The organism is Nocardia sp. NPDC056100 (genome assembly GCF_042266325.1).
Classification (GTDB): Bacteria; Actinomycetota; Actinomycetes; order Mycobacteriales; family Mycobacteriaceae; genus Nocardia.
Map to the genome: position 1 here is coordinate 1506641 of NZ_JBHJVY010000003.1, position 15303 is coordinate 1521943.

Consider the following 15303-nt stretch of genomic DNA (forward strand, 5'->3'; position numbering starts at 1 on the left):
CCGCCCCGACCCCGGCGACGATTCCGCGCCCCCGGTCGGTCCGCGCCCCGACGGCCCACCGGACTCCGGACCCTCCGACACCGGTGCCGCCGCTCGCCCCGACACCGATTCGGACACCTCGGCCACAGATCGCACACAGTCGGAAACCGCTGAGCTGCCCACCGATCCGCGTATCGACTGGGCGGACTACCCGACGCCGCCGAATGCCGAAGCCCCGCCGACGGATCCGCGTATCGAGTGGGCGGATTATCCGACGCAACCGAATGCCGAGGCCCCGCCGACAGATCCGCGCGTGGAGTGGGCAGACTACCCTCGCCCCGATTCGGAAGCGCCGACCGTAGAGGTCGATACCTCGAAGTTCGCGGTGCCGCCGAGTGAGGCTCCGACGGTTGAGGTCGATACGTCGAAGTTCGCGGTGCCGCCGAGTGAGGCTCCGACGGTTGATCTCGGTGCGCCCGCGAGTGAGGCGACGACGGTTCCGAATCACGGGGAGGCCGGACCGGCGCATCCGGCGACCGCCGAGGTCACCGTGCGGGATCCGGGCGCGGTCGCACCCGCGAATTCCACTGGGACGGAACCGCATTCCGCGCCGACGCAGGCAGCGGAGGTATCCGCGCCCGCGCATCAGCACCCGGTGGATCCGGCGGTGGCCTCGCCCGCGCTGCGTGCACTGGGGGATCACCTGCGGCAGGCTCCCGGCCCGATGGCGGGTCCGCGCGATCCGGCGCGGGAGGCGTACGGGCGGCAGCTCGCGCATGATCTCGGGCTGGGCGAGGCCATGCGGCGGCATGGCGATCCGCTGGGCTCGCTGCGCGAAATCGCCGAGATGGCGCGTGCGCGCGGGCATTTCGGCGATCCGGATCAGGGACGCCCGCCGGTGTCGATGCGCTCGGACGATCTCGGCAAGCTCGGCCCGGCGGAGCGAGACGCGGGGCAGTTCCCGCAGAACCGTCCGGAGCCCGCCGGTCAACCGCGCCGCGATCTGCCGCTGGAACCCTGGTCCAGCGTGCCTCGCGATATGTCGCACGATGACCCGCACGTACTCACCCTCGACCAGCTCCGCACCGAGATCGCCGACCGCCTCGGCCTCACCGATCAGCAGCGCAGCCTGTCCCAGCTGCCCGATGTGGCCGGTGAACTCCAGTTCCGAAACGCGTTGCGCGCCGGTGCGATCGACGCCCTCGACCGCGCCATGCGGCACTACGACCAGGCCACCGATCCGGGCGAACGCGCCCGCCTGGCCGCCGATCGCGACGAATGGGCCCGCCTGCTCGGCGTGACCGATCCGCAGAGCCTGGATCCGAGCCGCCGCGATGCCACCCTGGCCGCGCTGCACGACGAAACCCTGCGTCGCGCAGCCGATATCGCGGACCTGATGGCCGCCACCTTCCACAATCCGTACGCCGAGGACGGCACCCGCCTGGTCTTCGCGGCCGGTGACGATCGCGTGCACGTCCGCATTACCGAATCCCCCGACGGCACCAGGCATATCGAGGCGGTCCAGCGCCCCGACCTCCCGAAACCGGTGAGCGCCAAGGCGGTAGAGGTAGCCAAGCGTCCCGGTCTGCTGCGCCGCATCTGGCAGCGCATGATGGGCGGCTACCACGCCGACACCCCGAAATACCCCTCCGGTTCGGGCTGGGATAAGAAGGGCCAGGTCAACCTCACGCACGGCCTGGGCGATCTCATCCACAACGATTTCCTCGCCCATATCGACGACGATTTCAACCCCGTCCGCGCGGCCAAGGAAATCGCCACCATCTACCAGGACCGCGAACGCATGCCGGTGCTGTGGCGCTTCACCGGCCGGATCGCGGAGATCTCCGCCGACGTGGTCCCCATGCACACCCGTGACGGACAGGAGTACCAGCCCTGGTACACCGAGGCCGATCCGGTGCTGCGCGCCGAGGTCGAGGAGAGCCTGCGCCTGGCGGGCCTCCCGACCGAGGAGGACTACGCCGGAATCGCCGCCGACGAAGCGAATCCGGATGGCGGTCACCCGAACCCGGACCGTGCACTGCCGGATGCCGAGCGCCCGCGCCTGGAATCCCCGGGTGAGCGGAACTGGGGGCCGAACCTGCCGGAGCCGCTGGTCTCGGCTCTCGAAGCGCGCGATGCCGCCCTCGCCGATCTGGTGCGCGCAGCCGCCCAGCTGCACATCGACCTGCCCGACGCCGACCCCGCCACGCTGCGCCGCGCCGTCGACGAGGCCACCTATCAGCTCATGCGCCGCGCGGGTGCGATCGAGGCGCTGCGGGACGCGGCGACTCGTTTCAATGTCGAAGACGAGCGCATTCCGTACAGCCCGGTCAGCATTTTCGACAAGGATCCGCTGGGCCGCTACGTCCGCGAAACCCGGCTCGCCGAATCGATCCGCATCGAGGAGGAGCGCGCCCAGCGCCGCCGCGAGGAGGCCGGAGCCGATCCCGACGACGACTCACTCGAGTTCCGCCCCCGCGAACCGCGCGCCTCCCTGCTGGACGCGGTCGGGGTCAACAATGGCGGCGAATGGGCCAGGCACTTCGAAGATCCGGACGAGCAGCTCTCCTCGCGCCGTGAGGGCCAGCTCTTCGAGGACGCGCTCATGCGCGATCAGATCCGTGATGAACGCTCCAACTGGGCGCAGCTGATCGGTGAGGCGCTCGACGGGCTCGGCCCGGACGAGCTCCGGCACACCCTCGGCGATCTGCGCATGGCCCTGCGCGACAGCGTCGATCAGCTGAGCGAATTCATCGCTGCCGCAGATCATTTCCAGCAACTGGAGGGCGCGGCGCGGGCCCGCGCGAGCGAGCTGGTCGATATCGCCGCGCATGTCTGGCTCGATGCGCAGGGCGGCGTCATGCTGGAGCCGGGCGTCGGGGTGTACCCGGGTGAGCATCCGGGCGCGCCCAACCGGCTGGTCGTCATCAGCGGCGATATCGACCACCACGTCCGCCTCGCAGACGCCCTCGCCGCCCGTCCCGATCTGGGCGCACAGCTCAATCGCGGTGACCTCCAACTCGACTACCGCGTGGTCGGCCTGAACGATGACGGCCGACTCCACATCATGGACCGCGAACCACCGCAGGCCCTCTACCAGGAGGTGAACGCGGCGGGCGAGCGCCTGCCCGCGCTCATGCTGCGCGATGGCGACGGCCCGTGGCGGGTGGTGCAGGCGACCTCCGATCCGGTCGCACCGCACCCCGCGCCGAGCACCGAGCCCGCGGTTCCGCGCGACCCGGATGTGGTTCGCGCCGAACGCAACGAGGTCGCGGCCCGGCTGTCGGTGTATCGCATGGACCTCGGCCCGGGCCGGATCCTCGAGGAGACCATCGCTGCGCTGCGGCACGACAACGCGCTGCGCGCCGCGCAGATCGAGGGCATGGCGGACTTCATCCGCAGCAGCGACGCCATCGATAATTTCCACGACCTGGATCGCACGCTCCAGAATCTGGCGCATCGACTCGGCCTCGACCCGGAGAACCTCTCGCCCAAGCGACTGGCCGAGGCGATGGCCGATCCGAGCATGCGCCAGGTGCGCCGCCTGCAAGCGCTCGGAGACCTGCTCGACTACGCGAAGGTGTTGCGGGACAACGTCGATTCCGGTGCGGTGCTGGCCGCGCGTGATCGGCTCGCGCACCGGCTCGGTGTGGAACCGGACGAGCTGTACTCGTCCAAGCACGTGGTCGACAAGAAGCTGGGCGAGGTCGTCGGCTACGCGCCCGATCCGAAGAGCACCAACCCCAAGGAGCTGCTGAACGCGGTCAACGATCTGCTGCATCGCTCCGGCGAGAATCCGGAACTGCTTGCCGCACTGGGCGAATACGTCAGCGCGCTCAGCGAACTCGATCCGTTCCGGCAGAATCTGCGCTTCGATCCGTTCGCCGATCCGCGCGCCGCCGACGGCGAGGTGCCGATCCACGATCGCGACGCACCGGCGCTATTGCGCGCGCTCATGAGCGAATCCATCGGTGAGCCACCGGTTTCCGACAACCCCTCGCAGGCGGCGGGCGTCTGGTCGCGACTGCTGGGCGTGGATCTCGGCAATATCCCGCGCACCGTCGCGCTCTACGAGCAGCACGGCGGGGCAATGCACGATCGGTTGAGCCCGCACCAGCTGGGCGAGGTGCTGCGCATCCTGGAAAGCGGTGATACGCAGGCCGCCTACGATGCCTACCGGGACAGCACCCCCGACGCGAACAAGCGGCTCAGTCCGGACGAACTGACCGATGTGGTGGATCAGGTCCGCAATGCCCGCTACGCCGAGGTGTACGAGTACTACCGCGACGGCAAGATCGACAAGCATGAGCGCCTCACCCCGGAGAAGCTGGCCGAGGCGGTCGACACCATGCGCGCGGAGGTGGCCGCCCGCGAAGCCGACATCACGGCATTGGAGCGGCTCGCCGACGAGCACAACCGGCTCACCCGGCCGCCGGAACCCACACCGCCGCAACGGAATCTGGACGAGCTGGCAACGGATCTCGCCGCCGCCCGGCACGAGTTCGAGCTGGCGCGGGACGGCCGCGAGCACGCTCTCGGCCGCATGTACCTGGAGAACAACCGGCCGATCCAGGACAGCGACCTCACCCCCGAACGCATCGCGGGCACCGCCGACTATCTCGGCACCCGCAATGCCGCCGAGGCCGGGACGCTGCCGGATCATGAGCAGCGCATCGCGGATCTCGTCGCGGCAGCGGGTGACTACACGCGCACCGAGGCGCGGGTGACCGAACTGGAAGCGGCACTGGCACAGGCGGTCGACAGTGCGCGGGCCGCCGGTGAGACCCCGGTCGATGTCTGGCAGCGCCAATTGGATTCCGCCAGAACCGATCTGCAAGCGCTGATCGACGCCGACCCGAGCCTGGCGCGCGCCGGATTCGATCGGGTCGTCGATCAGGTCGACCGCATGTCCCGCATGCCGCTGGACCAGGCCGACGTCTGGACCGACGACCTCATCCCGCTGCGCGACGCCGTACACCGCTATCAGCACGCGCTGGAAAACCTCGACGCCGCCCACGCCGACGCCGTCCAGGCTTCCCGCGCCGCCGATACCCCGGAACAGGCCGCCCGCCGCGAATTCGCCGATGCGCAGCGAGAGCTGCTCGCCGCCAACGCTTTACGCGACGCGGCGCTGATCGGCCTGCCCTTCACCACCGCCGACCTCACCCCGAACTGGGTGGACGCCACCCGACGCGAATTCGCCGACGCGCACCGCCCCAACCTCCCCGCCGCCGACCGCGCCCGCCTGGACCTCGCCGATGCCGCCGAACGACAGCACCGCGCCCAGGACCGCGTCTCCCGCTGGGAAGCCGAACAATCCCGCCAGCAGGCCGCCGCCGCCATCGCCGCCGACACCCCCGAGGCGGCGGCCCAGCGCGCCCACGACGCCGCCCACACCGCCCTCCGCGAAGCGATCACCAACCTCCGCGAAGCGACCGGCCTGAACGTGGACGAATCCCTGCTCACCCCGGCCCTGCTCGACCACACCATGCAGGACCTGCAGGGCCGCACCATCATCCTCAACGCCACCGCCGACCCCGGCGGGGCCTTCGACCAATTGCGCTCCGCCGCCGAACGATTCCACCGCGCCGAAGCCTTCTCCGACTGGGTGGCCACCCACGCCCCCACCCCGCCCCTCGACCCCCGAATCGCCTTCGCCAACCACAACGAAAGTCCCGCGCTCCCCACCTCCGAGTCGGCCCGCACCCCGCACCCGCAGTCCGAATCCGCACCCGCCACGAAGCCGGTCGATCCACGCATCGCGTTCGCGGATCGCGGCGATACCGCGCACACCCCGGAGCCCGAAGCAGGCGGTGCGGGCGACGGCACACCGCCGAACAAGCCCCCTCGCACCCCCTCGCCCTCCGATCCCGATGAGGGGCCGCACAATTCGTCCGATCCCACCGACCCGGGCGATACCGGCCCCACCGCACCGCCGGACGACCCGACCCCGGGTGGGTCCCCGAGTTCCGGCCCGGGCCCCATTCGCCCGGCGGCCCCGGCGGGGGAAGCCGCGTCCCCGCAGCCCAAGACTTCCGGCTCGGCGACGAGCGAGTTGGGGACCGGGCGGCCCAAGCCGCCCGAGAGCGCCCCGGCCACCCCGGTCGATCCGAATCAGGGTCGTGCACAGGCTGATCCGCGCGCGGGATCGGCGGGGGAGCAGGCCACCCCGATTCATGAGGCGACCCATGAGGCGACGGTGGCGGCTACCGTGCGCGATCCGCTGGCGGCTCCCGCGCCGGTGCCGGAGGCCGAGGTGGATCCGCATACGGCGCAGACGCAGACCATGGAGCTGCCCGCCCAGCCCACCGCGGGTGCGGTCGTGCACCCGGTGGATCCGGTGGCCGCCTCGCCTGCGCTGCGGGCGGTGGCGGACTTCCTGCGGGAGTCGCAGGTCGGACCGGTATCGCCGGTGCGGTCGCCCGAGCGGGATGCGTATGTGCGTCAGCTCGCCGAGGATCTCGGGTTGGGGCAGGCGCTCACCCGGCACGGTGATCCGCTCGCAACGCTCTGGGAGATCGCCGAAATGGCGCGGGCGCGTGAGCATTTCGGCGACCCGGAACGGGGCGATCAGCCAACGGCCATGGGGCGGGACGCCTTCCGGCCGCTCTCGCTGGAAGAGGTCTACGGCGGCGAGCGGTACTGGCGGACCGAGGTCGCGCCGGAAGAACTGCGCGCCATCGACAGTGAGCGCCGCGCCCTCGGCCTGGACGACCGCAGCGCCACCGCCGAGCTGGAAGCCCCCACCCGCCCCGAACTCCCGAGTTCCGAGCCCCGCCCGGAGCTGTCGGAGGCCGAGACTCAGCCGCTGCCCGGACCGGGGCAGACGCTGCGCGACCTTCCGCTCGCCCCGTGGGCCGAGGCGAATCGCCCCGCACCGCAGGCGGAGCCGCGCGCGCTCTCGCTCGAGGAATTGCGCACGGAGATCGCCGGGCGGCTCGGCCTGTCCGATGCCGAGCTGACCCCACCGCGCCTGTCCGAGGTGGCCGGTGACCTCCAGTTCCGAAACCTGTTGCGCGCTGGCGGGATCGAGGCGCTGGAACAGGCCGGTCTACGCCACGAGTCCGAGACCGATCCCGAGGCCCGTGCGCTGCACGCCGCGGATCGCGACGATTGGGCGCGTCGCCTCGGTGTGGACCCGGAGCGCGTCGCCACACCGGAGCTGCTCGATACCGCCGTGCGCGAGCTGCGCGCCGAAACCCTGCGCCGCGCAGCCGATGTCGCGGACCTGGTCGCCGCCACCCTGTACCACCCGGCGGACGGTCCGCGCGCGGTGCTGGAGGCCGACGGCAACCGGGTGCACGTGCGCATCATCGAGCGCCCGGACGGCACCCATCGCGTCGAGCTGGCCACGCGCCCCGATCTGCCGTCGCACCCGGTGCCGAAGACCGACGCGGCCGCGCCGCGGCCGAAGCTGCTCACCCGCATGTGGCGTCGCCTCATGCACGGATTCGAGGATCAGACCCCGAAGTACCCGTCCGGCTCGAGCCAGGACAAGAAGTTCTTCATCAGTGTGGGCAAGAGTTTCGGCACCGAGATCCACCATCACGAACTCGAACACCTCGACGCGGAGCACGACGACCTCAACCCGCCGCGCGTATGGAAGGAGCTGGCCACTCTCGTCAAGCAGCGCGAGCATCTGCCACTGGTGGATTACTGGCCGTGGCTGGCGGAGAAGATCGGCCGGGTGCACGACATCTCGGCGGATGCGGTCCCCATGTACATGCGCGATGGCGAGGAGTATCAGCCCTGGTACTCCGAAGCCGATCCGCAGCTGCGGGCCGAGGTCGAGGAATCCCTCCGCATGGCCGAAATGCCTACCGAGGCAGACTATCTCGCGGAGGCCGCCGAACAGCGGGCCGCGCTGCCGCCCGCGGAGCCCACGCTCCCGGAGCCGAGGCGCGTGACGGACTGGGGCGCGTCGGTGCCCGAACCGCTCGCCGCCGCCTTCGACGCCCGCGATATCGCGCTGGCCGATCTGCTGCGGATCACCGGCGCGCAGCGCATCGAGGTGACCGGCCTGGACCATGACAGCCTGCGGCAGCTGGTCGAGGCCGAGACCGCTCAGCTCATCCGGCGTGCGGGTGCGATCGATGCCCTGCGCGATGCCGCCCTCCGATTCGATGAACAGCATCAGGCGGTCCCGTACAGCGAGGTCAGCTTCTTCGACAAGGATCCGCTCGGCCGATACGTGCGCGAGTCCCATCGGGTGGACGCGCAGGCGATCGAGGACGAGAAGGCCGCGCGCCGAAGGGAACTCGCCGGGGTCGATCCTGATGACACCTCGCTCGAATGGCGTCCCCGGCAACCACCGGTCACCGCGCTCGACTTCCTGGGCACGAACAACGGCGGCGAATGGGCCAGGCACTTCGACGATTTGGATCACGAGCGGCCCGACAGCCGTTCGGGCACGCTCTTCGAGACCGCGCTCAAGCGCGACCAGATTCGTGATGAGCGGTCCAACTGGGCACAGCTGCTCGAGGTCCCGCTGACGAGCCTGGAGACGCCCGAAGGCATCGCGCACACCATTGCCGATCTGCGGATGCGACTGCGCGACAGCTACGACCAACTCGGTGAACTGTCTTCCGCTGTCGATGATTTCGTGCACGCCGATACCGAAGCCAGGGCGCGTGCGACCGACGTGTCCGAGGGCATTGCCCGGGCCTGGCTGGACGCGCACGGAGGTATCGAGCTCGAGCCGGGACTCGGCGTGGTCCCGGGTGCCCATCCCGGCGACCCGAACCGGCTGGTGGTCATTCGCGGCGACACCAACCATGACGTCGGCCTCGCGACCGCCCTGGCCGCGCATCCCGAGCTGGGCGCGCAGCTCAATCGTGGTGAGCTGCAACTGTTCTACCGCTCGATCGGCCTGACCCAGGACGGCCCGTTCGTGCGCGCCGTCGCCGCGCCCGACGCGTTCTATCACGAGCTGAATGCCCAGGGCGATCGTGTTCCCGCCCTGCTGCTGCGGGACGGCGACGGATCCTGGCGCGTCGTGCAGCCGGAACACGTTGCCCTCGAGCCGCATTCCGCGCCGAGCAGCGAGGCGGCGGTCCCGCGCGATCCGGATGTGGTGCGCGAGGAGCGCAATGCGGTGGCCAAACGCCTGAGCATCTACACCATGGATCTCGGCGAGAACCTCGCCCGCACGATCGCCGGACTGGAGCAGGACAACGCACTGCGCGCCGGGCAGATCGAGGGTATGGCGGATTTCATCCGCGCCAGCGATGCCATCGACAGCTTCCACGACCTCGACCGCACGCTGAAGAATCTCGCACATCGCCTGAAGCTGGATCCGGACGTGATGACGCCCGAGACCGTGGCGCAGGCGCTGGCGGACCCCGGCATCCGGCATGCGCGGCGATTGCAGGCCGTCGAGGATCTGCTCGGTTACGCGGAGGCGATCACCAAGTCCGGAGTCGAGGATTCGGTGATACTCGCGGCGCGTGATCGGCTGGCGGAGCGGCTCGGGATACCGCCCGAACAGCTGTACGCGCACAAGCATCAGATCGACAAGGCGACCAGGCAGGTCATCGGCTACGCACCGGACGCGGAGTCCACCAGTCCGAAGGCGATGCTGGAGGCGATCAACAACCTGCTGCACCGCACCGCGGAACGGCCGCAATTGCTCGCCGGGCTCACCGAATACGTGCGGACCATCGGCGATCTCGATCCGTTCCGGCAGAATATGCGCTTCGATCCGTTCCGTGATCCGCGCGTGGCCGATGGCGAGCTGCCGAACCATGACGGGAGATCGCCCGAGCTGCTGCGTGGGCTACCCGCCGAATCCATTGGCGAGCCGAAGATCTCCGATTCGCCGCCGGAGGGCGCGAGCGTGCGGTCGCGGTTGCTCGGCTTCGAGATCGACAATGTCGAGCGACAGGTCCGGCTCTACACCAAGCACGCCAAGGAACTGCACGACTGGGTGACCCCGGCGCAGTTCGCCGAGGTGCTGAACACCCTCGAGCGCGGCACCCCGGAGCAGGCGTACGAGGGTTACCGCGCCGGTGTCGAGGATCCGCGCAGGGCGCTGACCTCCGATCAGCTGTCGGACCTGGTGGAGAAGGTGCGCAACGCGCGCTACGCCGAGGTGTACGAGTACTACCGCGACGGCAAGATCGATAAGCATGAGCGGCTCGAAGCCGCCGAATTCAAGCAGGTCCTGGAGACCATGCGTGCCGAGGTCCAGGCACGTGCGGCCGATATCCGGGAGTTGGCGCGCCTGGCCGCCGAGCATCACGACCTCACCACCCCACCCGAACCCGAACCGCCGGTGGGCACGCCGCGAGAATTGGCGACCGAACTCGCCGAGGCGCGGCAGCGCCTGATGCTGGCGGGCGACGGTCGCGATTACGCCGTCGGGCGCATGTACCTCGAGGACAATCGCCCACTGCGCGCGAGTGACCTCACCCCGCAGCGCATGCCGGGCACCGCCGACTACCTGGGTACCCGTACCGCCGCCGAGGCGGGCACGCTGCCGGGCCACGAGCAGCGCATCTCCGATCTGGTCGACGCGGCGCGCGCGTACTCCGAGGCCGAAACGCGGGTGACGGATCTGGAGTCGGCATTGCGACGATCGGTCGACGCCACCGCCGGTCCGGATGAGACACCCGTGGACGTGTGGCAACGCCAAGTCGATTCCGCGCGAACCGAACTCGAAGCGGTGATCGCGGCCGATCCGGGTTTGGCGCGGCTCGGTGTCGACCGCGTGCTGGACCAGGTCGACCGCATGTCGCGGCTGGCGCACGAGCGCGCCGATGTCTGGACCGATGACCTCATCCCCGTGCGCGACGCCGCGCAGCACTACCGGCTGGCACAGGAATTCCTCGCCACCGCCCAGGACGATGCCGTCGCCGCCTACCGTGACGGCGCGACGCCCGAACAGACCGCACAGCGTGAACTCTCCAACGCGCGAATCGAATTGGAGGGTGCGGCCGCGCTCCGCGACACCCTGCTCGCCTTCGATCGATCGCTGAGCGCGGACGATCTGACCCGCGAGTGGATCCGCGCCACCCGCGCCGAGGTCGGCGACGCCCACCGCCCCAGCCTGTCCGCTCCCGAGCGCGCCCGGCTTGAACTGGCCGACGCCGCCGAACACCACATCCGCGCCCAGGACCGGGTTTCGCGCTGGGAGGCCGAACAGCAGCGCCTGGACGCCGCCGCCCGCGCCGCCGCCGACACCCCGGAGGCCGCCGCCCACCGCGCCGTCGACACCGCTCGCGCCCAACTCCGCGAGGCCATCGCCAACCTTCGCGAAACCACCGGCCTCAACACCAGCGAACGCGACCTCACGCACGACCAACTCGACCGCGCCATGGCGGAGCTCGAGGGCAAAACCATCCGGATCGGCACCGGCGACGCCGCCGAGGCTTTCCGGCAATTGCGTTCCGCCGCAGAGCGACTGCACAGCGCCGAAGCCTTCGTCGACTGGGTCGCCGAACACGCTCCGTCCCCGGCCGCGCCGCTGACCCACGCGGCACCCGCGGCCCTGGAACCCGGTACACACCGAACCGGTTCGGACGGGACCGAGCCGCCGAACCCTCCCACCGGTCCCGATACGGATCCGGGTGAATCCGATGGCGGCGCGACCCCGGCCGAGCCGGGCGGCCCCACGCACCCCGGTGCCGGTCCGGCCCATGCCGACCCGCGCGTGGTGAACGGTCCGGAGTCGGGTGCGCACGCGGCGAAGCCGGCCGGTGCGGAGCCCGTCGGAGATCCGGCGCATCCTGTGCCCGATCCGGCATCCGAGCCCGAAGCGCATGCGGCACAGCCGGTTCCGGAGCACCCGGGCGGCTGGCGGGAAGCCGGAACGGCCCGCGTGCATCAGCCGACGACCCCGCAGGTTCGAGCCCGGATCGAAGGCCATGAGGCGCAGTCCCGGGCCGCGGCCGAGCGCGCTGAGACCGCCCTGGCCGAAGCCGGACGCGTGGCGCGCGAACTCGGGGTCGATCCCACGGGCCTGAACCGGGAAGATCTGGAAAACGCGGTGGGCGCCGTGTTGAGCGCCGAAGCCGTGCGCCTGGCGGAGGTCATGGACCGCACCGGCGTCCAGGGGCATCAGCTCTCGGCCTACATGTATGAACGGGACGCCGCCAAACTGCGTTCCGGCGAACTGTCCAAACTCCGCAGCGCCTTCACCGCCCAGACCCAGCAGCACGCCACCTTCAACCGGCGCTCGATCGACGAACACACTCGAGCCGCCCTGGTCGCGGCCAACGACGTAGTCACCGCTGCCGGAGCAGAGCCGCGCGGCGAGGGTGTCGGCCTGCTCGCCACCGAGCGCCGAGTCCTGGTCGCGACCCCGCTCTCGGACCCGTCCGAGGTCCTCGGCAGCGATCTCGCAGACAGCTTGCGGGCTCAAGGCATCACTGTCGACTACCAGTGGGTCCGAGTCCACGACACGGGCACTCTCCTCCCCGACGGCACCGTCGCCCGCGACCTGACCGTCACCACCACCGCCGTCCTGCCCCCCGACCCCTCCGGCAGCCCCGCGCCCGCCCAACCCCCACACCAGCCACCCGGCGGATCCCCCGGCGCAGCCAAACCCCCGCGCCCGGCCTCCGAACCGGCCGCCCACCAGCTCCCCGCACCTGATCAGGGCCGACCCCAGCAGCCCCCGACGGCCGACCAGAGCCGCCCGCAACAGTCGCTCCCGTCGGAAAAGGCTGTGCCGCAGCCGCATTCTGGGACGGAAGCGGATCCCGCGCCGCAGCCCGCAACCGTCGAGCCGGATGCACCGGTCCAGCCAGCGGTCGAGCAAGCACGACCGGAGCAGCCGCACGCGGTCGAACCGGTTGCGCAGCAAGATCTTCCGGTGGTCGAGCAGGCCGCGCCGCAGGCTGATCACGATGGGATCGTGCTGTTCGAGGGCACCCTGCCCGAGGGGGGTGAACCGCTGTACCGGGGCGTGCCGCGCCTGCTGCCGGACGGTTCGGTGAACCCCTCGTACACCGCCGCCCTGTCCGGGGTGGTGCCCCCGCGTGGCAGCCTGGATCTGGACTACGAAGGCCACACCTCGCACCTCGGCGAACAGAGCGACGCCACCTCCTGGTCCCGAAACCGCGTCACCGCAGGCGTTTTCGCGGGCCGCGACGGTCTCATCCTGGAATGGGCCACCGGCCTCCCGCCCGCCGACGCCGCCTGGCGCTTCAAGCCCATCTACGTCCAGGACGACTTCGCCCAGGTCCTGATCCAAGGCACCCTCACCGGCGCCCGAGCCGTCCGTTTCCTCCCCGACACCCCCGCGCCGATCACGCCGGAAGAGCACCCCACCCCGGAACGCTCGGTGACCCCCGAGTCCGGCCTCCCGGCCAAACCCGTTCCACCGCAGTCGAACACCACCGAGGCAGCCGATGCCGACGCTGACTCGCAGCCGGGACCCTCCGGTTCCGGTCATGACTCCGGTTCGGGAGCCGGCGGCGGCCGACATCCCGGAGACACCGCCACCGGGGACGACGGCAACGGCGACGACAACACCGGTCGCGACAACGGAAATGACTCCGACGCAACGGGTCCGAACCTCGACACCTCCAACCCGGACTCCCCGGGCGTGGATCCCGACGGCGCAGACCCGAACAACTCAACCCCACATGCCTTGAATCCTGACGAATCCGACCCGGACGGCTCGGACCCAGATGGCTCGGACCCCGATGGCTCAGACCCAGAGGGGTCGGATCCTGATGGTTCCGATCCGGATGGGTCCGACCCCGGTGGTTCGGATCCCGATGGTTCGGATCCGGATGGCGCAGGACCTGATTCGGACGAGTCGGATGGTGATGATTCCGATTCATCGGGGGCGCGGCGTCGAGCCGAGTTGAACTGGGCGCATGTGCGGTCGCATCTGCCTCACGTTCCGCATCGGGAACCCGACTATGGACTGCCGGAGTACACACCGGAGCCTTCACGGCAGCCGTATCCGTGGACTCCGCCACCTGCTGACGAGCCGCAACCGCAGCCTCAGCCGCAGCCCCAACCTGAGCCGCAACCTCAGCCCCAACCGCAACCTCAGCCGGAACCCCAGCCCCAGCCGTACCCGCAGCCGGGCGGACCCGGGGGTCCGTCGATGCCGCACCTGCCACAGATCCCGCAGCCGCAGCTACCGGAGATTCCGCAGCCGCAGCTACCGCAGCTGCCGGAAGTCCCGGTGTCGCCGAATATTCCGACGCCTCCGGAGGGTTGGCCGCCGGGCCTGCCCTGGCCCCCGACCGCCCCGTATCCGCCTGCCGGTTGGCCGCCGGAATTCCCCTGGCCCCCGACCGATTCGTGGCCTCCGGGCTGCCCGATGCCGGGATCGCAGCCCCCGGCGGGCTGGCCCGATGGGATGCCGTGGCCGCCTGCCGATGGTCGGCCGGGCGATTCGTGGCCGGGTGGCACGACCCCGCCGTACGGCTGGCCGGGTTCATCCCAGTCGCCGGGTTCTGCCTGGCCGTCGCAGCCAGCTCCGTCGAGCGGGCTGCCGTCCACGTCGCCTCCGCCGAATGGCGCACCCCCGCAGTACGATCCGGCGGAGGCTGTGAACCGCCTGCTGGAATCCCTTGGTGGCCAAGCGAATCCTGGCGGTCCGGGTGCTCCGGGCCTGACACCGCTGCACGGTGGCCCCGGCTCATCTCCGGGTTTCGACCCGACCTCCGGCGGACTCACGGATCCCGGCACCTCGCACGGCGCGACCCCGGGCGACCCGTCCGCGAATGGCGCCGCGGCGCAGAACGGTTCGGGTGCACCGATGGGTGGTTCACCCGCGATGCCGCCGGGCAATTCGGCCGGTGCGGGCAATGGCGCGAAGGGCAACGGCCGCGGCGATCGTCGCTTCCCGCGTGCGGGCGGCGGCCCGGCGAAGAACGGGATGATCTATCTCCGTTCGCATTCCGGGTACGGCGAGTTCGCCACCTTCGATCCCGGTACCGGACTGTTGCAGTCGGCGCCGGTCGCGGCGGGCGCGCTCTCGGGCGTCTATGGCGACTGCGATGGCATCCAGGTGGTCTTCTATCGCGCCTCGCGCGGTCTGGTGCTGCGGGTGGGGGAGCAGGAGATCGAGGTCGATCAGCTGGGCGCGGAAGCCGGCTGGGAGCGCACCGCTCAGGGCTTCACTCGTTTCGTGGTCTCCGCGGGTGGGCACACGCAGTGTGAACTGCGCTATCGACCGGTGGGCGCGGACGCGGATCTGGGTCTGCTGATTCGCGATGTGCTCGCCGATCCGGTGCGACGAGGCGGGATTTTCGGGTGAGCGGGCGATCGAGTAGTTCGCCTGTTGGACCGATTCCGGCAACCGCCCGGTTGGCTCGAATATGCGATGCTGAGGGTTGGGTCGGACGAACGAGGAGGACG

At 70.5% G+C, this 15303-nt stretch carries 1 protein-coding gene (running past one end of the window); it reads left to right on the forward strand.

Annotated features, from left to right (window positions below):
* A protein-coding gene (locus ACFC0O_RS28795) for a hypothetical protein (protein ID WP_375963049.1) crosses the window boundary here: on the forward strand, positions 1-15202 show its 3' end. 19247 nt of this gene lie to the left of the window's left edge; 15202 of the gene's 34449 nt are visible here — the last part of the coding sequence; its start codon lies off the left edge, out of view; its stop codon occupies positions 15200-15202.
* The last annotated feature ends 101 nt before the right edge of the window (positions 15203-15303 follow it).